Source organism: Vibrio sp. 1F253 (assembly GCF_041439295.1).
Taxonomy (GTDB): Bacteria; Pseudomonadota; Gammaproteobacteria; order Enterobacterales; family Vibrionaceae; genus Vibrio; species Vibrio tasmaniensis_A.
In genome coordinates this window covers 138,666-159,591 of sequence record NZ_JBGONU010000002.1, presented here as the reverse complement: position 1 = coordinate 159,591, position 20,926 = coordinate 138,666, and the positions used below count along the sequence as shown (strand labels likewise).

17 protein-coding genes, 4 tRNA genes and 1 other annotated feature are annotated in these 20,926 nt (G+C 45.2%); of the genes, 8 read left to right on the top strand and 13 right to left on the bottom strand.

Annotated elements, in window-relative coordinates; translation table 11 throughout:
• Nucleotides 1-50: 50 nt before the first annotated feature.
• The 9 genes from ACED28_RS01945 to uvrY all read right to left on the bottom strand — a co-directional run bounded on the left by ACED28_RS01945 (nucleotide 51) and on the right by uvrY (nucleotide 8,941).
• A complete protein-coding gene (locus ACED28_RS01945; protein WP_009848867.1) occupies nucleotides 51-1,304 on the bottom strand; it encodes a carboxynorspermidine synthase in 1,254 nt (417 codons plus the stop codon).
• A gap of 8 nt (nucleotides 1,305-1,312) precedes the next feature.
• Nucleotides 1,313-4,252: a pyridoxal phosphate-dependent class III aminotransferase gene (locus ACED28_RS01940; RefSeq protein ID WP_371709162.1), complete on the bottom strand. Its 2,940-nt coding sequence runs from the start codon at nucleotides 4,250-4,252 to the stop codon at nucleotides 1,313-1,315.
• A gap of 870 nt (nucleotides 4,253-5,122) precedes the next feature.
• Nucleotides 5,123-5,198 (bottom strand) — tRNA-Gly (locus tag ACED28_RS01935).
• A 36-nt stretch (nucleotides 5,199-5,234) separates the two neighbouring features.
• Nucleotides 5,235-5,321 (bottom strand) — tRNA-Leu (locus tag ACED28_RS01930).
• 80 nt (nucleotides 5,322-5,401) lie between these two features.
• Nucleotides 5,402-5,477: transfer RNA gene (locus ACED28_RS01925), tRNA-Gly, on the bottom strand.
• 27 nt (nucleotides 5,478-5,504) lie between these two features.
• A tRNA-Cys gene (locus ACED28_RS01920) sits at nucleotides 5,505-5,578 on the bottom strand.
• Nucleotides 5,579-5,844: 266 nt separating this feature from the next.
• A complete protein-coding gene (gene pgsA, locus ACED28_RS01915) occupies nucleotides 5,845-6,402 on the bottom strand; it encodes a CDP-diacylglycerol--glycerol-3-phosphate 3-phosphatidyltransferase (RefSeq protein ID WP_371709161.1) in 558 nt (185 codons plus the stop codon).
• 46 nt (nucleotides 6,403-6,448) lie between these two features.
• Nucleotides 6,449-8,281, bottom strand: coding sequence for an excinuclease ABC subunit UvrC (uvrC, locus tag ACED28_RS01910; protein ID WP_371709160.1), 1,833 nt, complete (start codon nucleotides 8,279-8,281; stop codon nucleotides 6,449-6,451).
• A gap of 15 nt (nucleotides 8,282-8,296) precedes the next feature.
• Complete coding sequence (gene uvrY, locus ACED28_RS01905) at nucleotides 8,297-8,941, bottom strand: UvrY/SirA/GacA family response regulator transcription factor (protein WP_004729778.1); 645 nt, start codon at nucleotides 8,939-8,941, stop codon at nucleotides 8,297-8,299.
• A gap of 426 nt (nucleotides 8,942-9,367) precedes the next feature.
• Here uvrY and ACED28_RS01900 point away from each other — a divergent pair, with 426 nt between their 5' ends.
• On the top strand, nucleotides 9,368-11,731 hold the full coding sequence (locus ACED28_RS01900) for a DNA polymerase II (RefSeq protein WP_371709159.1): 2,364 nt from the start codon (nucleotides 9,368-9,370) through the stop codon (nucleotides 11,729-11,731).
• 132 nt (nucleotides 11,732-11,863) lie between these two features.
• On the opposite strand, the gene ACED28_RS01895 is transcribed toward ACED28_RS01900, so the two are convergent.
• Nucleotides 11,864-12,631 carry a nucleotidyltransferase domain-containing protein gene (locus tag ACED28_RS01895; protein ID WP_371709158.1) on the bottom strand — a complete coding sequence of 256 codons (768 nt, stop codon included), beginning with the start codon at nucleotides 12,629-12,631 and terminating at the stop codon, nucleotides 11,864-11,866.
• 137 nt (nucleotides 12,632-12,768) lie between these two features.
• Between ACED28_RS01895 and yeiP the strand changes: the two genes are divergently transcribed.
• The 3 genes from yeiP to ACED28_RS01880 all read left to right on the top strand — a co-directional run bounded on the left by yeiP (nucleotide 12,769) and on the right by ACED28_RS01880 (nucleotide 14,308).
• Nucleotides 12,769-13,338: an elongation factor P-like protein YeiP gene (yeiP, locus tag ACED28_RS01890; protein WP_009848748.1), complete on the top strand. Its 570-nt coding sequence runs from the start codon at nucleotides 12,769-12,771 to the stop codon at nucleotides 13,336-13,338.
• A gap of 10 nt (nucleotides 13,339-13,348) precedes the next feature.
• A complete protein-coding gene (locus ACED28_RS01885; RefSeq protein ID WP_012604336.1) occupies nucleotides 13,349-13,678 on the top strand; it encodes an HI1450 family dsDNA-mimic protein in 330 nt (109 codons plus the stop codon).
• A gap of 147 nt (nucleotides 13,679-13,825) precedes the next feature.
• Complete coding sequence (locus ACED28_RS01880; protein WP_017061495.1) at nucleotides 13,826-14,308, top strand: RNA methyltransferase; 483 nt, start codon at nucleotides 13,826-13,828, stop codon at nucleotides 14,306-14,308.
• A 220-nt stretch (nucleotides 14,309-14,528) separates the two neighbouring features.
• Here the strand turns inward: ACED28_RS01880 and rluB are convergent, their stop codons facing one another.
• From rluB to ACED28_RS01865, 3 genes are all read right to left on the bottom strand, one after another.
• Nucleotides 14,529-15,557, bottom strand: coding sequence for a 23S rRNA pseudouridine(2605) synthase RluB (gene rluB / locus ACED28_RS01875; RefSeq protein ID WP_371709157.1), 1,029 nt, complete (start codon nucleotides 15,555-15,557; stop codon nucleotides 14,529-14,531).
• 159 nt (nucleotides 15,558-15,716) lie between these two features.
• Nucleotides 15,717-16,337: an L-threonylcarbamoyladenylate synthase gene (locus tag ACED28_RS01870; RefSeq protein WP_009848751.1), complete on the bottom strand. Its 621-nt coding sequence runs from the start codon at nucleotides 16,335-16,337 to the stop codon at nucleotides 15,717-15,719.
• A gap of 62 nt (nucleotides 16,338-16,399) precedes the next feature.
• Nucleotides 16,400-17,254: a PHP domain-containing protein gene (locus ACED28_RS01865; protein WP_009848752.1), complete on the bottom strand. Its 855-nt coding sequence runs from the start codon at nucleotides 17,252-17,254 to the stop codon at nucleotides 16,400-16,402.
• A gap of 120 nt (nucleotides 17,255-17,374) precedes the next feature.
• Here ACED28_RS01865 and ACED28_RS01860 point away from each other — a divergent pair, with 120 nt between their 5' ends.
• From ACED28_RS01860 to trpD, 4 genes are all read left to right on the top strand, one after another.
• Nucleotides 17,375-17,500 carry a trp operon leader peptide gene (locus ACED28_RS01860; RefSeq protein ID WP_009848753.1) on the top strand — a complete coding sequence of 42 codons (126 nt, stop codon included), beginning with the start codon at nucleotides 17,375-17,377 and terminating at the stop codon, nucleotides 17,498-17,500.
• Nucleotides 17,447-17,561, top strand: a sequence feature (Trp leader region). Its footprint overlaps the gene before it by 54 nt.
• Before the next feature lie 125 nt (nucleotides 17,562-17,686).
• The gene (locus ACED28_RS01855) at nucleotides 17,687-19,276 is read left to right on the top strand and encodes an anthranilate synthase component 1 (RefSeq protein WP_371709156.1); all 1,590 of its coding nucleotides are present in this window, start codon (nucleotides 17,687-17,689) and stop codon (nucleotides 19,274-19,276) included.
• Between the two features lie 2 nt (nucleotides 19,277-19,278).
• On the top strand, nucleotides 19,279-19,905 hold the full coding sequence (locus ACED28_RS01850) for an aminodeoxychorismate/anthranilate synthase component II (RefSeq protein WP_004729794.1): 627 nt from the start codon (nucleotides 19,279-19,281) through the stop codon (nucleotides 19,903-19,905).
• A gap of 9 nt (nucleotides 19,906-19,914) precedes the next feature.
• Complete coding sequence (trpD, locus tag ACED28_RS01845; RefSeq protein ID WP_371709155.1) at nucleotides 19,915-20,910, top strand: anthranilate phosphoribosyltransferase; 996 nt, start codon at nucleotides 19,915-19,917, stop codon at nucleotides 20,908-20,910.
• The last annotated feature ends 16 nt before the right edge of the window (nucleotides 20,911-20,926 follow it).

Below are 20,926 nucleotides of genomic sequence, written 5' to 3'. Positions count from 1 at the left end.
GGAACAATCCATGTCCCCTTTAATTAGCAATCAAAACAAGAAATCAGTTCTTATTTTTTCAGCTCTTGAATCACAGGAAGACCTTGGCCTGCATCAAGTTCTTGAACATGCCAATCTAGACCGATTTCCGGCATGGTTGCTAGGAACGGGTCTGGGTTTAGCTGTTCCATGTTGAACACGCCTTTATCAGCCCATTCGCCACGGAAGAACTGAAGTGCAGCAGTAATCGCAGGTACACCCGTAGTGTAAGAGATTGCTTGGTGTTCTACGTCTTCGTAAGCCACTTCGTGGTCTGCGTTATTGTAGATGAATACGCTGCGCTCTTTACCGTCTTTCTTACCTTGAACCCAAGTACCGATACACGTTAAACCAGTGTAACCCGGAGCCAGAGATGTTGGATCTGGTAGTAGTGCTTTAAGAACATGTAGAGGCTGAACCACAGTGCCGTCATGTAGCGTTAGTGGATCAGGGCTAAGAAGACCGATGTCACGCATGCAGTTGAAGTAGTTCAGGTATGCATCACCAAAGCCCATCCAGAATTCGATACGCTTAGCTGGGATGAACTCTTTCATTGAACGCACTTCATCGTGTGCCATTGAGTACACTTTGTGAGAGCCGCAGTTAGGGAATTCAAACTCAAGCATACGAGAGTGACAAGGTACTTGTTTCCACTCTTCATTTTCCCAGTAGAAAGAATCGCCTTGAATCTCAAGCATGTTGGTTTCTGGGTCAAAGTTCGTCGCAAACTTCTTGCCGTGGTCGCCAGCATTCACGTCCATTACATCAATTGAGTCAATCTCATCGAACAAGTGCTTAACCGCGTACGCAGCAAAGATTGATACCACACCTGGATCGAAACCAGCGCCAAGAATACCTGTGATGCCCGCTTCAGCGAACTTCTCACGGTAGCCCCACTGCCAATCGTAAGCTTGTGGTACTTGTTGACCTTCAGAACATAGGTCAACCGCTACCGATGTATCTAAGTAAGATACTTTAGATTGGTAACACGCTTCCATGATCGCCATGTTTACCCAAGGAGGACCAGCGTTGATCACTAGATCCGGCTTAACTTCTTTAATCAAAGCAACAAGCGCATCAACATCGTCAGCGTCTACTGAACGTGCTTCTAGTTTCTTAGTTGAATCTTTAAGGTTGTTTTTACCTTTGATCGATTCGATGATTTTTTCACATTTCGCGATTGTGCGCGAAGCGATTGTGATATCACCCAGTACTTCGTTATTTTGTGCTGCTTTGTGTGCAACAACCCAACCAACGCCGCCTGCACCAATTTGTAGAATAGCCATAGTTTTAATTACCCTTGTTGTTCTGCTAGCTCAATGGCTAGAGTTTGAATTTTGTTAATTAGAGATTTGAAATCTGATGTCGTTAAGCACGGATTCAAGATGGTGAATTTCAACGCGCTTTTACCATCAACGACCGTTTCGCCAAGTACTGCAACGCCACGAGTCAGCGCCTCCAGTCTTAACGTCTGATTCAGTTTGTCTAAATCTAGCTCACCGTTTGCTGACGGCTTAGATCGGAACAGCACTGTTGATAGTGAAGGCTCCGCGAGTAGCTCTAAGTCCGCTTGGTTTTGAATCAGGCCTGCCACTTCTAGCGCTTGCTCAAGAAGGTGGTCGTACATATTGCCCAGTTGCTTTGGACCGACACTTTGCATCGTCATGAAGACTTTCAACGCATCGAAACGCTTGGTGGTCGCGATAGACTTATCGACTAAGTTCGGTAGCTCATCGTGTTCGCGATTCAAATAGTCTGCGTGATGCAGTAGGTACTTAAAGTTCGCTTTGTCTTTCAGCAGCACAGCGCCACAGCTGATGGTTTGGAAGAACAACTTGTGGAAGTCGACACTCACTGAGTCCGCTTTTTCGATACCTTTTAAACGAGCTTTGTGGCTACTTAAGATAAGCGCGCCACCGTAAGCACTGTCGACATGGAACCAAAGATCTTGTTGGTTGGCGATGTCAGCAATCGCTTCAAGATCATCAATAGCACCGTGATCGGTTGTGCCCGCCGTACCAACCACAGCAAAAGGAATCAGACCTTGAGCTTTAAGTGCTTTCACTTCTGCGTCTAGCAAATCTGGCTTTATGGTGCCATTTGCATTGGTATCAACGCAGCACACTGCTGTTTCGCCTAACCCTAGTAGAGAAGCTGACTTTTGAACCGTGAAGTGAGATTTCTTTGAACATAAAATACGAAGCTTGCTTGCGTATTCTGGTAAGCCAAGCTTTTGGATTGAGTGGCCATTGTGCTTATCTGCAACCCAGTCTCTCGCAAGCAATAAGCCCATTAGGTTACTTTGCGTGCCACCGCTCGTGAAAACACCGTCAGCTTGTGCGCCAAGTTGGTATTTCTCACACATCCAATCAACCACTCGTTGTTCAACATAAGTCGCTGCAGATGCTTGGTCCCATGAATCCATTGATTGATTCAACGCTGCGATAATCGATTCCGCAGCTACCGAAGCCATAAGAGGTGGAGTGTGAAGGTGTGCAATGCAATCTGGGTGTTGCACGAAGATGGAGTTTGCAGCGACAAGGTCTGCCGTGCTATCTACAACATCAACCAAAGTGTGTTGATTGTTATCGAGGTCAACAGCATTGATAGCGGCTTCTAGCACTTTTGGATCTAAACCCGAATAAGGGGTTTCAACCTGTTCAAAAACGGCTTTCATTGCTTGAGTGGTTTGGTTCATCACGCTAGCAAATTCGTCGCTACCGCCTAAACCTGTCTGAATGAAATGCTTGTTCCATTCTTGGTTAGTTTGTTCGCTTGAAGCTGGGTCTTGTTGTAAACCACCACCCGCTACGATGATCGCTTCTTCCATGACGCGCAGTGCAAAGTCGATCTGCTCGAAAGAGATAATCATTGGCGGAAGGAAACGAATGACCGAGCCATCACGACCACCCTTTTCAACCATCAAGCCGCGCTCTAATGCTGCTCGTTGAATCGCTAACGTCAGTTCGCCGTCGGATTGCGGCTCTCCAAATTTGTTGAGCTCACCGTTTGGTTGCTTGATCTCAGCGCCAAGCATCAGGCCTTTACCACGAACTTCAGCAATACAGTTCACGCGTGCTTGAATTTTCTCGAGCCCGTGACGTAAGTATTGGCCGGCGATGTTCGCGTGCTCAACCAAACCATCACGTTCGATGATTTCCAACGCCTTAGCGCCAGATACCATTGCCAACTGATTACCACGGAATGTGCCAGTGTGCTCACCCGCTTTCCAAGTATCGATGCTCTTATCGAATACAAGCAGCGACATAGGCAGTCCGCCACCAATCGCTTTAGACAAACACAAGATATCAGGATTAACACCAGATTCTTCAAACGCAAAGCGGTGGCCGGTTTTACCCACACCACACTGAATTTCATCAAAAATCAGTAGGATGCCGTGCTCATCACAGATGCGACGTAGACCTTGTAGCCAAGACGCTGGAGCTGGAATCACACCGCCCTCACCTTGTACAGGCTCAACGATCATCGCGGCAGGTTTCATGATGCCAGATTCGTCGTCATTCAACATACGCTCGATATAACGAATGCTCGCGTTAGCACCCGCCTCACCACCAATGCCAAACGGGCAACGAAGGTTGTATGGGAAAGGCATGAAATGTACGTCAGACATTAAGCCACTACGACGTTCTTTAGTGCCAAGGTTGCCCATCATGCCCATGGTGCCGTTAGTCATGCCGTGGTAAGCACCACGAAAAGCAAACATGATGTTGCGACCTGTAGTTTGCTTAGCTAGCTTGATCGCGGCTTCCACAGCATCAGCGCCAGACGGGCCACAGAATTGAAGAACCGAGTTCGTTGAAAAGTCTTGAGGGAGAAAAGCTTTAACTCGCTTGATAAACGTCTCTTTTGCTTGAGTCGTAATATCAAGGGTCTGGTATGGCAAACCTGAATCGAGTTGGTCTTTAAGTGCTTGGTTAATCTCAGGGTGGTTGTAACCCAGAGAAAGTGTACCTGCACCGGCCAAGCAATCGAGAAAGAGTTGGCCACGAGTATCTTCAACTAAAACACCACATGCTCGTTTAATAGCAATCGGTAGGCGTCTTGGGTATGAACGAACATCCGATTCATGCTGTTCTTGCTCAAGCAAAATAGCGTCGGGTGTTAGGTCATAAGTTCCCTCTACGATAGGAACCATCGTTGAAAATGAATTTGCGATAGTATTAATATCGACTTCAAAGGCGGTAGTCATAAAAGTCCCCTTGAATGTGTTCATACTCACCTCCATCAGACGCAATTGCACACCGTCCCTCTATTGATTTAGAGAGAATTCATAGTGAAACACGCGTATTGTCTAGAAATGAGATATAGCTGTACGCTCGCATAAGTCAAATGACGAATACGAAATTAGGCCGTCTTAGGACAGCAAAAAAATTAGTTAGCGTGAGCTCAAGGTTCAGTAATGCTACTGTTTTGAAGAATTGGACATTTTTGCAGGATCGGGCAGCTATGAGGAGCTGGTCCCTTTGGAAATGCAGAGCTGATTAGCAATGTTGTTATTAGTGTGTTCAATGTTGGGTTTCCCATTAACATGACGAACTGCGCCATAAGTATCCCGTCTATCAGCTAAAGAATTAGCCGATACCTACCCTACGTAATGTCCCAATCAGCAAGAATGGTCACTACGCGTATCCCCCAGAAGCAATCGCTGCTCTTTTTGAGCATTGTTCATTCCGAGATTGCACGAAAAATAACATAAAGTGAAATGAACGATCAATAGTTTTTAATAATGACTTAAGAAATAAGAGTAACGATTAAGCAAGAGCTGCAAATATCGTCAACACTATCGTTTAGGAAAGAGATCCCCGGTTCGCTCGTTCCTCGCGCCCGAGGATGACGACATGGGTATATAAACGTTGTTAGTGAGGCTTTGAGATCCTGCATCCTTTCGTCACTTCTTAGTACAAAGAACCAGTTCATAGGGAATCTCGCTTTTAAAAGCTAAGTAATGTAAACGAACTTGATAGCAACATTTTGAGATAGAAAAGGAAGTTTGGGTGTGTTCAAACAGAAAGAGGAATAACGCATAAAAATCAGAACAGCAGAAACCAAAAAGCCCGAACATTTCTGTTCGGGCTTTTTAATTTGGAGCGATACATCGGGTTCGAACCGATGACCTCAACCTTGGCAAGGTTGCGCTCTACCAACTGAGCTAGTATCGCATTTGCTACATCTGTTAAGACGTAGACTTTAATAGATGGTGCCCCGGGCCGGACTTGAACCGGCACAGCGCGAACGCCGAGGGATTTTAAATCCCTTGTGTCTACCAATTCCACCACCAGGGCACGCAATTCTTTATTGCGATGCCGATTACTGAAAAGTAAAACACCATCTTAATGCTGACGCCAATCAACATTACAAATTTTGGAGCGATACATCGGGTTCGAACCGATGACCTCAACCTTGGCAAGGTTGCGCTCTACCAACTGAGCTAGTATCGCATATTCATTACTCTACGAAAGAGATAATGGAGGCGCCTCCCGGAGTCGAACCGAGGTCCACGGATTTGCAATCCGCTGCATAGCCACTCTGCCAAGGCGCCTTAGTAACTCCAATCGAATCGCTTATTGCCATCCTCTTGGGTACGGGATGCATTCTACGGATTCGAGCGTTTGAGTCAATATTATTTTTGTATTTTTAATTCGTTTGAATAGATTTTATACGAAACAGGCTAAATAGCTGACTTTGTGTGCAAAGCACTTTGTGGACAGGCTATTCAAAGGAGATCTATATCACATTAGATATCCACTATTGATAATTTAACCTTAGGTTAAAGATCAAAAAAGCGAGCCTCAGCTCGCTTCTTCATCAATGGTGTTTTTCGTCTAACAAATCATCTTTGGCGGCCATCAAGTATTGCGCCATTGACCAGTAAGTAAGAACGGTTGCAACATAGAGTGCAATGTAACCCACCCAAACCATCCAGTCGTCGTATCGCCAGATAAGTATCCAAAGAGCGAACATCTGAGAAACGGTTTTTACTTTACCAACCCAAGATACCGCAACGCTTGCACGTTTGCCGATTTCAGCCATCCATTCACGAAGCGCCGAGATGATAATTTCACGACCAATCATGGTCACAGCAGGAATAGTCACCCAGATCGAGTGATAATGCTCGGTAACTAAGATAAGAGCAGTAGCAACGAGCACTTTATCCGCCACTGGGTCAATAAAGGCACCAAAGCGAGACGTTTGTCCTAGTTTACGAGCCAGCATGCCATCTAGCCAGTCAGTAAAACCCGCTACCCAAAACACCATTGCAGCAGCAAAAGGAGCCCATTCATAAGGTAGGTAAAAAACAACAACGAATACTGGGATTAAAAATAGTCTCAGTAAGGACAAAATGTTAGGTATATTCAAACGCATATTATTAGGCTCTTATCAATTGCGCTTTAATGGTGCGGGATTTTTACTATTGTTTCAATGCTTGATAAATGTTTTCTGCCAAAGAATGACTAATGCCCGGCACTTTGGCTATTTCTTCGACAGTTGCACGCTTAAGTTCTTGTAAGCCACCCATATATTTCAACAAAGATTGACGACGCTTAGGCCCTACCCCTTCAATTCCTTCAAGTGCACTGGTTCTACGCGTTTTACCACGTTTTGCTCTGTGCCCGGCAATAGCATGATTATGGCTTTCGTCACGAATATGTTGGATAAGGTGTAGCGCTGGCGCATCACTGGGTAAATTGAACTCTTCGCCTTCAAGAGTCACCAAGGTTTCTAAACCCGGTTTACGCGTAACCCCTTTGGCTATACCCATCATTCTTGGTCGAAATGGCCAATCACCCCAATATTGAGAAATGATCTCATGAGCGCGGTTGAACTGACCTTTACCACCGTCGATAAAAATGATGTCTGGGATCTTATCGACATCAAGTTGCTTCGAGTAACGCCTCTCAAGCGCCTGAGCCATGGCCGCGTAATCATCACCACCGGTAATGCCAGTGATGTTGTAACGGCGGTATTCCGGCTTAACAGGGCCTTCCTGATTGAACACCACACAAGACGCTATCGTACTTTCACCCATGGTATGACTGATATCAAAACATTCCATCCGTTTAATCACATCCATCGACAACACTTCTTGAAGCTCTTTAAAGCGCTGGTTGATGGTCATCTTGTGATTAATTTTGGTGGTAATAGCCGTCAATGCATTGGTATTCGAGAGTTTAAGGTAACGACCTCGAGTACCTGAAGGGTAGGTATTGAAGTGAATCTTACGACCCGCCACTTCACACAAGGCTTCTTGAATCGGTGTGATATCTTCCATCAAATCGGCATTGAGAATCAAACGAGTTGGGATGGTTCTCGCTTCATTATGCGCAAGATAGTATTGGCTTAAAAAGCTCGAAAAAACCTCTTCTCGCACCGTATTGTTGGGAATTTTCGGGAAATGGCTTCTACTGCCTAAAACCTTGCCTTGGCGAATCATCAAGATATGAATACACGCTACGCCATTCTCTTGAGCAAAGCCCAACACGTCCATATCTTCCATTGAATCGTCGGATACATATTGTTGTTCTTGCACGCGTCGAATCGCTTGGATTTGGTCACGGAACGCGGCAGCTTGCTCAAAGCGAAGCTCTCGGCTTGCTGTGTCCATCTTTTCGATGAGCGTCTCAAGGACTAACCTGTCCTTCCCTTGCAAGAACAGACGAACGTAGTCGATAAGTTCACTGTACTCTTCATCAGAGATGATTGAGCTGACACATGGCGCAGCACAACGGCCAATCTGATACATCAAACACGGGCGCGTTCTGTTGGCATAAACCGTATCTTCACACTGGCGAGCAGGAAAGATTTTTTGTATTAGGTGCAACGTCTCACGCACAGCGCCGGAATCAGGGTAAGGACCAAAGTATTCGCCCTTTTTCTTTTTAGCACCACGATGCATCGACAAACGAGGATGCTTGTGACCGCTAATAAAAATATAAGGGTACGACTTATCATCACGCAAAAGTACGTTGTATTTAGGCAAGTACTGCTTGATGTAGTTATGCTCAAGGATGAGCGCTTCTGTTTCCGTGTGCGTTACAGTGACATCGATCTTGTCAATATTGCTGACTAAAGCGCGTGTTTTTTCACTGTCGACTTTTTTACGGAAATAACTGGAAAGGCGTTTTTTGAGGTTCTTAGCTTTACCGACGTAAATAACAACAGCCTCGGCGTTATACATTCGATAAACGCCGGGCTGCTCTGTTACTGTCTTGAGGAATGAGACTGAGTCAAACAAGTTGGTCACTATACGATCTCAGTGTTAAAGGGTCTCAGTGTCTAACATTCCATGTCTAATCGCTAAATGCGTCAGCTCTACATCGCCACTGATATCCAGCTTACTGAACAAGCGGTAGCGGTAACTGTTGACTGTTTTAGGACTTAGATTGAGTTGTTCTGAAATATCCGTCACTTTCTGACCTTTGGTAATCATCATCATGATTTGAAGTTCACGTTCAGATAAGTCTGCGAATGGATTTTCAGACGCAGGCGAGAATTGGCTCAAAGCCATCTGCTGCGCAATTTCTGGCGAAATGTATCGTTGGCCACTATTAACCACTCGAATTGCATTTACCATTTCATCCGGACCTGCCCCTTTAGTAAGGTAACCAGCAGCTCCAGCTTGCATCACTTTAGTTGGAAACGGATTTTCCGTATGAACAGTTAAAACGATGATTTTAACATCAGGGTTGAAACGCAAGATTTTCTTGGTTGCTTCTAAGCCACCAATACCAGGCATATTCATATCCATCAAAATAACGTCAGTATTGTTAGTACGACACCATTTTGCAGCATCTTCACCGCTTTCAGCTTCCCCTGCTACGTTCATTCCACGGACGTCTTCAATAATACGTCGTATCCCTGTGCGAACCAGCTCGTGATCATCTACAAGGAAAACATTTATCAAACTTGTATCTCCACACTATTAATTGGCTCTGCAACCACTGTGTCATTTCATCTGTTTGAAACAATTGAACAAAGGAACAGTGAATCGCAGCATTGAGTATATCTTAACTTAATTACTAAAAAAAAGCTCTGTTGAATATGTGCTGAAACACGAACTTTAGCAAGTACTTATTAACAAACAAGCCAACTAAAACAACAAGCTTTTTCTAAAAATCAACCAGTTAAAACAACACCCAATAAAATTACACAAGATAAAGATATTTTCAATACCATTGAATAGCCATTCGCGACAATTTCACTTATTTGCTTATAGAGTCCCGTTATTTGCCTCTGTTAACTAGAATTTAGTTAGTATTTTTGCTGCCGGTTATGCGCTGAGGGTCGCTAGGTGGTAGTATTCGATTCCCAATTTCAATAGGTTACTACATTGGATATTCAGCAAGGCTTTGTACTCACAAGACAAGCAAGAGACTTTTCAGGGCGCACACAAATCGACTTGTGGTTAAGCACCCCTCAAGGCCCTACTCTACTGACAATTCAAAATGAAAAGCCTGTCTTTTTTGTTGCTCAATCTGATATCGAAACGTGCCAATCTATTGCCGATAAAGAGGCCATAGATTGTCAGTTTAAGCCTTTAGAGTTGGCGACATTTGACCAAACCCCTCTCGCCGCTTGTTACACTTCCTTATCGAGAAGCAGCTTCGGGTTAGCTCAAGCCTTTAACGGTGAAGAAATCCAAACCTTTGAAAGCGATATTCGACTCGCCGATCGCTTCTTGATGGAACGCTTTATCAAGGGCAGTATCGAATTCACAGGCACTATCACTCCAAAAAGACAGCATCGCAGAGTATCGAACGCAAAATGCCGAGCTGGCGATTACTTGCCAAACTTGTCTGTGGTTTCGCTTGATATTGAGTGTTCGGAAAAAGGTGTGCTTTATTCCATCGGCCTAGACAGTCCAATGGATAGCCGAGTGATAATGATTGGCGATCTACAAGAAGCAGACACCAATATCCAATGGGTTACCAACGAGAAAGCGCTGCTTGAAGCTATGATTGCGTGGTTCTCCGAGTTTGACCCGGACATCATCATCGGTTGGAATGTCATTGATTTCGACTTTAGGCTGCTGCACAAGCGTTCGGAATGGAACGAAGTGAAACTCAGTATCGGTAGAGACAATCAACCAAGCTTTTTCCGTAGTTCTGCACAAAACCAGCAGGGCTTCATTACCATTCCTGGTCGCGTGGTTTTAGATGGCATCGACATGCTCAAGACAGCGACCTACCATTTCCGTTCTTGGTCTCTTGAGTCCGTCTCACAAGAGTTGCTGGGAGAAGGCAAAGACATTCATAATGTTCATGACCGCATGGATGAAATCAATCGAATGTTTAAGTTCGATAAACCTTCGCTTGCCAAGTACAACCTTCAAGACTGTGTGCTCGTAAACCGAATCTTCGAACACACTCACCTACTCGATTTTGCTATTGAACGTTCTCGCTTAACTGGTGTTGAACTTGATCGCGTTGGCGGCTCTGTCGCGGCTTTTACTAACTTATACATGCCTCAGATACACCGAGCGGGTTATGTCGCGCCGAACTTAGAACCCGAGAACTGGATCGCTAGCCCCGGTGGCTATGTGATGGATTCGATTCCCAACCTTTATGACTCGGTTTTGGTACTCGACTTTAAAAGCCTGTACCCATCGATAATTCGATCTTTCTTGATTGATCCTATGGGGTTAATTGAAGGGCTAAAGTTAGAGTTAGGCTCTGAAGAAGACCAAGCAGTAGCTGGGTTCCGTGGCGGTCAATTCCACCGTTCTAAGCACTTTCTACCAGAGATGATCGAAAACCTCTGGGCAGCGCGTGATGTCGCAAAGAAAAACAACGAGAAAGCTTTTTCTCAAGCGATTAAGATCATCATGAACTCTTTCTATGGCGTGCTGGGTTCTTCTGGTTGTCGTTTCTTTGATACTCGCTTAGCATCCTCTATCACCATGCGTGGGCATGAGATCATGAAGCAAACCAAGGTTCTGATAGAAGATAAAGGGTATCAAGTAATTTACGGAGATACCGATTCAACTTTCGTGTCTCTTAATGGCAGTTTTGAGCAAGAACAAGTAGACGAGATTGGTCACTCCCTTGTGGCTTACATCAACGACTGGTGGACGAATCACCTGAAAGAGGTCTACAACCTCACCTCGATACTTGAATTGGAATACGAGACCCATTACCGCAAGTTTCTAATGCCGACCATTCGAGGCTCTGAGACAGGATCGAAGAAACGTTATGCAGGTCTAATCAATCAAGGTGACCAAGAGAAGATCATTTTTAAAGGCCTTGAAAGTGCACGAACCGATTGGACGCCCCTTGCACAACAGTTCCAACAAACCTTGTATGAGATGGTCTTTCACGACCAAGATCCAAGTGATTATGTTAGACAGTTTGTCGATGAAACATCCGCGGGCAAACACGATGACCTACTGGTTTATCAGAAGCGCTTGCGCCGTAAGTTGCATGAATACCAGAAGAACATTCCGCCACAGGTTCGCGCTGCTAGATTAGCCGATGAAATCAATGCTCAGATCGGTCGCCCGCTTCAATACCAAAACAAAGGGCGTATTGAATATTTGATTACGCTGAGTGGCCCTGAGCCCAAGGAGTATTTGAAGAGTGGCATCGATTATCAACATTACATCGACAAGCAGATTAAACCGGTCGCAGAAGCGATTCTGCCATTTATAGGGTTAGATTTTGAAAGAGTCAGCGGCCAGCAGCTAGGTCTGTTCTAGATTGAATCCTCTTTTAGAGGCGACATTAAACTCGATATACCATTAAAACTCGAACCAGGCATCAAAACGAAAAAAGCAGAGGAGTGCTTAACTCGCTCTGCTTTTTCATATCAATGGATAGCTTACGACCCCCTACCCGATTCGAAACTCAGTTTTCTGATACTGCTTAACCAGCCATTCACCAAAGCCATCAAGAATACCTATTACTGAACGTTTAGGAATCGCTCGCCCAGATAGTAAAGTACCCAACCTTTGAATCTCAACTTCTTTCTCTGGATGATATCTCAAGAACTGTTGACCGCACTCAATAGGTGCGTCGAACCAATTCTTGTCTCGGTACATAACCAAAGAATAACTGGCTCGCAGAAGCTTCTTGGCAATAATCACTTGCGCGGCTACTTGCTGTTCTGGCGTTGTTGCTCGGGCTATCTTATTACGATAAACCGCTAACCAATTTTCCGCGTCCATATTCCAATGCTTAGCAATTTCCCAACTCGTTTCGAAATCACCATAGCAATCAGATAAGTCTTCACCATGCACACACACAGCTAAATGCTTGAGCATAAAGCCCCACGTAAAGATATTGTCGAAATCAACTATCTCGCTCACCAAGGTAGTTTTGATCGCCACTTGAGTGACCTGAGGGAAGCTCTTTTGGAAGCGCCATTTGATGGTATTCAGCAGCGTGGTTCGTTGGTCTGGGAAAGAACGATGAGTAACCACAACCACATCTAGATTCGAGCGACCGACAACGGCTTGCTTGCGTGCCACACTGCCATAAACATAGACACTGTGCAGATTAGAACCTAACCCACCTTTTAGAAAGGTAATCAGATCGTTAACCACAGGTTGAAATTCAGGTTGAAATGGCTGTGTTGGGTCAATAACAGGTAGCTGCATAGGTCGTTTCGGTAAATAAAATAATGATTTAACTGTCTCTCTATGATCGCTTAGGTGACTTTATGATTCAAGCTATTCCTATTTATAGCGTCTACGAGATATAATCACCGGATAGACCCAATAAGGACAAACACAAAATGCCTAGAGCAAGTGAGATTAAAAAAGGTTTTGCGATCAATGTTGATGGCAAAACAGTACTAGTTAAAGATATCGAAGTAACAACACCAGGTGGCCGTGGCGGTCAAAAGATTTACCGCTTCCGTGGTCACGATGTAGCAACTGGCGTTAAAACAGAAGTTCGCCACAAGGCTGACGAAATCGTTGAAACGATCGACGTAACTAAGCGTGCGGTGATGTTCTCTTACGTTGATGGCAACGAGTACATCTTCATGGATAACGAAGATTACACACAATTCATCTTCAACGGTGAAATGATCGAAGACGAACTGCTGTTCATCAACGAAGATACGCAAGGTATGTACGCGATTCTTATCGACGGTACTGCGGCGACTCTTGAGCTACCAACTTCAGTTGAGCTAGTAATCGAAGAGACAGACCCTTCAATCAAAGGTGCATCTGCTTCAGCTCGTACTAAACCAGCTCGTCTGTCTACAGGCCTTACTGTTCAAGTTCCTGAGTACATTGCAACTGGCGACAAAGTTGTTGTGAACACAGCTGAACGTAAATACATGAACCGCGCAAGCTAAGATACTGATTATGACCGAAGCTAACGACCTAATGTCTTACGACGATGCAATTGACACTGCATACGACATCTTTCTAGAGATGGCTGCTGATAACCTTGAACCTGCAGACGTGATCTTATTCACGGCTCAGTTTGAAGATCGTGGCGCTGCAGAACTTGTTGAAACTGGTGACGATTGGGTTGAACATGTTGGCTTTGAAGTCGACAAAGAGATCTACGCTGAAGTACGCATTGGTCTTGTAAATGAAGCTGATGATGTCTTAGATGACGTATTCGCTCGTCTACTGATCAGCCGTGACCCTGAACACAAGTTCTGTCACATGCTGTGGAAACGCGACTAATACCGCTGTTGACGCTCATCTGCATGAGTAAACAAGTATTCATGTAAACGAGTTAAAAGTTAGCCGAGCCGATTGCTCGGCTATTTTTATCACGCCATTTCTCATCGTGATTACTCACTTTCATCATCAACTTTAGATTCACTGATTATGACCAAAGCAAAAACAGACACACAATCAAAAGGCTATGCCTGCATTGGCCTAGTTAACCCAAAGACGCCTGAAAACGTTGGCTCTGTGATGCGAGCTGCTGGCTGCTACGGCGCCAACTCTGTGTTTTACACTGGCACACGCTACGACCATGCGCGAAAATTCCATACCGACACCAAAGAAAAACACCTAGCCCTACCTTTAATTGGTGTTGAAGAGCTGAAAGATATTATTCCAGTAGGTTGCGTGCCGGTTGCTGTTGATCTGATTGAAGGTGCTAAGCCTCTACCTGATTACAAGCACCCACCACGCGCGTTTTACATTTTTGGCCCAGAAGATGGCACGCTAAAGAAAGAGATCACAGATTTCTGTCGTGAGACGATTTACGTTCCGACTAACGGCTGCATGAACCTAGCGGCATCAGTGAATGTTGTGCTTTACGACCGATTGGCGAAAGGCGATAACTTCTCGAATCATAAGTAAATAGAACGAGATACGAAAAGATTTATAGATACGCGTAAACGAGATAAGAGATGCGAAGAGCATGCTTACTGCCGATTGTGGCAGTATGTTTTCGATACTCGATTACTAGCATCCCACATCTTTTATTTCTTTTAGACGTAAAAAAACCTGCTCAATGAGCAGGTTTTTTAGTATTCAGTGCTTTCAGCTAATGAAGCTTTACGCGCAAGAACTTACGTAATTACTGACGTGATCTTGGCTTAGCCGGTTTAGCCGGGCGTCCGTTGTTCAGTTTAGGCTTTTTGGTAGCCTGAGGTTTGCCATTGGTCGCTGGAGCACTACGGCCTGAATCAGGTGTTGTAGTACCGCGAGTTGCAGGCTTCTTACGCTTAGTCTGGTTGCTACGGCCTTTAGGAGCATTTGCACGCTCTTCGTGACGCTTAACAGCGCGACGAATTTTTTGGCTACGAGAACGCTCACGCTTACGAGAAGTGTTTGCAGGATCAAGATCCAACAGTGTCTCTTTTTCTGGCTGAAGTTCAACAAGCTCTCGCAAGTAGTTTACTTCTTGAAGATCTAGCTCTTTCCAACCGCCACGAGGCAGTTTCTTATCAAGGTAGATATCACCGTAACGTACACGTTTCAGACGGCTTACTGTTGTTTCTTGTGATTCCCAAAGACGACGAACCTCACGGTTACGACCTTCGTTAATTGCTACGTAGAAAGTATGGTTCATACCTTCACCGCCAGCGTAAACCACATCTTCGAAACGAGCCATACCATCTTCAAGTTGAACGCCACGAGTCACGTTCTTAACTTTTTGCTCGGTTACTTCACCAAATACACGTACTAGGTACTCACGCTCAACCTGACGGCTTGGGTGCATTAGGCGGTTTGCTAGTTCACCATCGGTTGTGAACAACAGTAGGCCAGATGTGTTTGCATCAAGACGACCAACTGAAATCCAACGAGAACCACGGATCTTAGGTAGACGATCGAAAACAGTACGGCGACCTTCAGGATCGTGACGAGTACAAAGCTCACCTTCAGGTTTGTAGTAAGCAAGTACACGACAAACCACTTCTTCAGAGGCTTTGCCTGTAATAGTGTGGCCATCGATACGGATCACTGAGTTCTCGTCTTCAAGACGCTCACCCAATTTCGCAACTTGACCGTTAACACTTACACGACCAGATTTGATTAAACCTTCTAGTTCACGACGAGAACCGTGACCAGCTCGCGCTAAAACCTTCTGTAATTTTTCGCTCATTTACTCTTTTCTACCTAATTGTCGTCTTCACAGACGTCGAATGAATTTTTCGCGACCAAATCGCGGTCGCGTATTATCGCAAATAACCTGCCAAAAAGCACTTGTTATTTACTCTGGCAGGTTTGCTGTTTCGTTACAGACTGTTAATCAGTAACGCTATTATTCAAACGGCGCTGGATCACCGGCACCACGACGTAAAACAACAGCGTCATCGTCACTGAAGTCAATAACCGTAGTCGGTTGCTCACCTAAGTAGCCGCCATTCAAAATGACATCAACCGCATGCTCTAGGCTGTCACGAATTTCTTCAGGATCCGATTCAGTGGTCTCGTTACCCGGAAGAATCAGAGACGTCGACATCAATGGCTCGCCCATTGCTTCTAGAAGGTCTAGGGCAATTTTGTTGTCCGGTACACGAATACCGATCGTTTTACGCTTAGCGTTCATCAAACGCTTTGGCACTTCTTTTGTTGCTTTGAAAATAAACGTGTAAGCACCTGGCGTGTGCGCCTTAAGCAGACGGAAAGCCACGTTATCTACTCGTGCATACAGTGACAACTCAGAAAGATCACGGCATAACAAAGTGAAATTGTGCTTATCATCGATTCTACGAATTTTACAGATGCGTTCGAGTGCTTGTTTATTTTCAAGCTGACAACCCAGTGCATAACCTGAATCTGTTGGATAAACCACAACGCCGCCATTGCGAATAATCGCAACCGCTTGAGTAATTAAGCGCGCTTGTGGGTTATCTGGGTGTACATAAAAAAACTGGCTCATTGTTGATCCTCGTTATCGAATCTCTCGACTCTATCATCAGAAGGAGCTGGTTCACCTAAAGACTATTCAGATGGTGAAACCGTTTGAAACTCCCAATCTTTCCATACTTCTTCGACCCCAGAAGGTAGCCAGAGATTACGTCCAAGTTCCATCCATGGGGATGGGTAATGGAAGTCGCTGCCTTGGGAGGCTAATAGTTTGTATTGTATAGCATAATCCGCAAGTGTGCGTCTTTCTTGTTGCGCTTGCTGAGGTTGAGCCACTTCCATAGCGTCACCATTTGCTTCAACAAATGCAGCTAATAGACGTTTAACCCACTTGGCGGTAAGGCCATATCGCGCAGGGTGAGCTAATACCGCTTGACCACCAGCCGCATGAATAGCCGTGACAGCATCACTCATTGAGCACCATGTTGGCGGCACATAACCTGGGTTATTGCGCGTAAGAAACTTTTTAAACACCTGCTGCATGGTTTTCGCGTAGCCATTGTCGACTAACCATTTCGCAAAGTGTGCTCGAGTAATTGGTGCATCACCTGCAATCAACTTAACCTCTTCTAACACACCTTCACGAGTCGCTTTTTCAAGACGTTGCGCAATCATCTCTGCACGTCCGACACGGTGTTGCTTCTGTTGTTCAATTAACGCTTTCAATTCTGGTGATTCAGGATCGACGTTTAACCCAACAATATGGATATCTTTGTTTTGCCAAACGGTTGAGATCTCGATGCCGTTAATCAACTGAATAGGAAGATTGTTATCAGCAATATAGCTGCGTGCTTCTGCAAGCCCATCAGTCGTATCATGATCTGTAATCGCTAACGCTTCGATGTTAAAGCCTAGCGCTCGGTCAATCAGTTCAGGTGGAGTAAGTCGGCCATCTGAGGCTGTTGTATGACTATGTAGATCAATTCTCATATATTCTTTTTCATTGTTTTCAATTTTTATCGTTATATTTGTGTCAACGCACTTGACCTGCAAGCGCAAAACTAGTTAACTAGTACACAAATACGAAGTATCACATTTGATAGGTTCACTATGTTACAAGAATTTAACCAAAACCATAAAGATAAAGTTTTAGAACTTTCTTCAGTAGAAGCAAGTTCAGAGCTTAATTGGTGGCGCACTTGGACAAGTTCTTGGTGGGCCAACGTGTACTTCTAATTAAACAGTTTGTTTATAAAAAAGTTATCACCAAGCCCGCTTTCATAGCGGGCTTTTTAATTTGTCGAACATCTCACATTCAACTGACTAACAAATCAACGAATTGACCATATTCTAGATTGGGTGAAAGGTATCTTTATGCGACTATGTACGGCAGGAAATTTAAAGAATCATAAAGGAGGTCTTGTGAACAAGGCCATTGAAATCAAAAAGCTGGGAACCATTGAGGTCATCAATTCTTCCGTTCCTTACTCGCAAGATCCAACCAGTGTTTTTCATACTCTGTGTGAAAACAAAACAGACAGTCTGTTGTTGGAATCTGCTGAGATTGAATCTAAACAGAACCTGACAAGCCTACTCCTTATCGACTCTGCTGTTCGCATCGTATGTCGCGGACATGAAGTAACCTTTCAAGCGTTGACTCAAAATGGTCAAGCGCTAATCGAACACCTAGCTCAAAACGTTAAAACAGAGATAAAATCTGACCTTACGGATAACGTATTGACGCTGACTTTTGTCGAACCAAGCAACGAATTAGACGAAGATTCACGTTTAAGAGAAGCGTCTTCATTCGATGCACTGCGTTTGGTTCAGCACAGCTTTGAGCAAGACGTGGATAACAAACACGCGCTATTCATGGCGGGTCTATTCGCTTACGACATCGTGGCAAACTTTGAGCCACTCGGTGATGCTGAAGCAACCAACAATTGTCCTGACTTTGTCTTCTACGTAGCTGAAACACTATTACGTTTCGACCACCAAGAAAACGAAGGCCTGCTTCACGCGAGCTTGTTTGCTCAAGATGAAAGCATCAAAGCGCAATTAACAGACCGCCTAGTCGACATTCAGACTCAATGTCAGTCATTGAAAGCCATCACAGAAGTTACGCCGCTCGACAATGTTGACGCTGTACCAAGCGTTTCAGATGAAGACTTCTGCCAAACGGTTCGTGATTTAAAAGAATACGTCGTTAAAGGCGATGTATTCCAAGTGGTACCTTCACGTCGCTTTACGCTACCTTGCCCTGCTCCACTGGCGGCTTACAAAGAACTCAAGCAAAGTAATCCAAGCCCTTACATGTTCTACATGCAAGACGAGCTGTTTACTCTGTTTGGTGCTTCTCCAGAAAGTGCACTGAAGTACGAAACTGAAACCAACCAAATCGAAATTTACCCAATTGCTGGTACTCGTCGTCGTGGTAAGCGCCCGAATGGTCAAATTGATTTCGACCTAGATAGCCGCATTGAACTTGAACTGCGTACCGACAAGAAAGAAAACGCTGAACACATGATGCTGGTCGACCTAGCACGTAACGATGTAGCACGTATCGCAGAAGCTGGCACTCGCCACGTAGCAGACTTGCTGAAAGTTGATCGCTACAGCCATGTAATGCACTTGGTTTCTCGTGTTGTTGGTCAGCTCCGTGAAGACTTAGATGCCCTACACGCTTACCAAGCTTGTATGAACATGGGTACGCTAACGGGTGCACCCAAAATCCGCGCAATGCAGCTTATCCGTGACGTAGAAAAAACGCGTCGTGGTAGCTACGGTGGTGCAGTCGGTTACCTAACCGGTGAAGGCACTTTAGATACTTGTATCGTAATTCGTTCTGCTTACGTTGAAGATGGCGTAGCACAAGTACAAGCGGGCGCGGGCGTGGTGTTCGACTCTGACCCACAAGCAGAAGCAGATGAAACGCGCGGCAAAGCTCAAGCGGTCATCTCTGCGATTCAAGCAGCTCATACTAAAAACCTAACAACTAAGAAGGAGTCGTAATCATGGCTGATATTGTATTCATCGATAACTTCGACTCATTCACATACAACCTTGTAGACCAGTTTCGTTCATTAGGTCACAGCGTAAAGATTTACCGTAACAACATTCCTGCAAAAGTAGTTGAAGCGGCGATCAACGAACTAGACAACCCTGTTGCACTGCTTTCACCAGGCCCTGGCGCTCCAGCGGATGCGGGCTGCATGCCTGAGCTAATTCAGCTGCTAAAAGGCAAAGTGCCAATGATTGGTATTTGCTTAGGCCACCAAGCGATTGTTGAAGCCTACGGCGGCACCGTTGCAGGCGCTGGCGAAATCATTCATGGTAAGGTGTCGATGATGGAACACCAAAACCATGCGACTTACCAAGGCTTACCTTCGCCGCTGGCTATCGCTCGCTACCACTCTTTAGTGGCAACGCATGTATCCGATAGCCTAACAGTGACCGCTGAAGTCGATGATTTGGTAATGTCTGTAGTTCAAGAACAAGACAAGGTTTGTGGATTCCAATTCCACCCTGAATCGATTATGACGACCTACGGTGCAACGCTTCTAGCGAACGCGATCGAATGGGCTCTTGAGAAACCTCTTCATCTAGAGAAAAGCTCTACTCTTGATAAAAAGACTAACTAGGAAACGATCATGGAACAGATTAATAAACTTTACGAACAACAGTCTCTTACTCAAGAAGAAAGCCAACAGTTGTTTGATGTCATCATCAAGGGCGAACTAGACCCAATCCTGATGACTTCTGCACTGACAGCACTAAAAATCAAAGGCGAGACACCAGAAGAAATCGCTGGTGCGGCGAAAGCACTGCTTGCCAATGCAAACCCGTTTCCACGCCCTGATTATGATTTCGCAGACATCGTAGGTACCGGTGGCGACGGTCATAACACCATTAATATCTCAACGACGTCTGCGTTTGTTGCAGCAGCTTGTGGCTTAAAAGTCGCAAAGCACGGTAACCGCAGTGTATCGAGCAAGTCAGGTTCTTCGGACCTACTCGACTCGTTCGGTATCAACTTAGCGATGACAGCAGAAGATACACGTACAGCTGTCGATGAGCTTGGCGTAGCATTCCTATTTGCCCCGCAATATCACGGCGGTGTACGTCACGCGATGCCAGTTCGTCAAACAATGAAAACACGTACTATCTTCAACATCCTTGGCCCACTGATTAACCCTGCTCGCCCTAACATCGAGCTAATGGGTGTTTACAGCAAAGAGCTTGTACGCCCTATCGCAGAAACCATGCTGCAAATGGGCATGAAGCGTGCGGCGGTTGTTCACGGTAGCGGCCTTGATGAAGTAGCGATTCACGGTGAAACCATGGTTGCGGAAATCAAAGATGGCGCAATTCACGAATACACAGTGACACCGGCAGACTTTGGTTTGAACACTCACCCGCTTGAAGCTATCAAGGGCGGCGAGCCAGAAGAAAACAAAGCCATCACAACAGATATCCTGACGGGTAAAGGCACTGAAGCCCAAGTTGGCGCAGTAGCCGTGAACGTTGCTCTGCTGATGCGTCTATTTGGTCACGAAGACCTAAAAGCCAACGCACAACAGGCCATTGACGCGATGAATTCTGGCAAAGCCTACGAGCTTGTACAAAAGCTTGCAGCTCACGCCTAACGAACGACGAATTGAG

Excerpts from the sequence above, each read along its gene's own strand:
- ACED28_RS01885 (WP_012604336.1), top strand. The coding sequence starts at position 13,349 with ATGACCGAAGCTAACGACCTAATGTCTTACGACGATGCAATTGACACT.
- ACED28_RS01865 (WP_009848752.1), bottom strand. The coding sequence starts at position 17,254 with ATGAGAATTGATCTACATAGTCATACAACAGCCTCAGATGGCCGACTT.
- trpD (WP_371709155.1), top strand. The coding sequence starts at position 19,915 with ATGGAACAGATTAATAAACTTTACGAACAACAGTCTCTTACTCAAGAA.
- ACED28_RS01870 (WP_009848751.1), bottom strand. The coding sequence starts at position 16,337 with ATGAGCCAGTTTTTTTATGTACACCCAGATAACCCACAAGCGCGCTTA.
- ACED28_RS01940 (WP_371709162.1), bottom strand. The coding sequence starts at position 4,252 with ATGAACACATTCAAGGGGACTTTTATGACTACCGCCTTTGAAGTCGAT.
- yeiP (WP_009848748.1), top strand. The coding sequence starts at position 12,769 with ATGCCTAGAGCAAGTGAGATTAAAAAAGGTTTTGCGATCAATGTTGAT.
- ACED28_RS01880 (WP_017061495.1), top strand. The coding sequence starts at position 13,826 with ATGACCAAAGCAAAAACAGACACACAATCAAAAGGCTATGCCTGCATT.
- ACED28_RS01895 (WP_371709158.1), bottom strand. The coding sequence starts at position 12,631 with ATGCAGCTACCTGTTATTGACCCAACACAGCCATTTCAACCTGAATTT.
- pgsA (WP_371709161.1), bottom strand. The coding sequence starts at position 6,402 with ATGCGTTTGAATATACCTAACATTTTGTCCTTACTGAGACTATTTTTA.
- ACED28_RS01850 (WP_004729794.1), top strand. The coding sequence starts at position 19,279 with ATGGCTGATATTGTATTCATCGATAACTTCGACTCATTCACATACAAC.
- ACED28_RS01860 (WP_009848753.1), top strand. The coding sequence starts at position 17,375 with ATGTTACAAGAATTTAACCAAAACCATAAAGATAAAGTTTTAGAACTT.
- ACED28_RS01945 (WP_009848867.1), bottom strand. The coding sequence starts at position 1,304 with ATGGCTATTCTACAAATTGGTGCAGGCGGCGTTGGTTGGGTTGTTGCA.
- rluB (WP_371709157.1), bottom strand. The coding sequence starts at position 15,557 with ATGAGCGAAAAATTACAGAAGGTTTTAGCGCGAGCTGGTCACGGTTCT.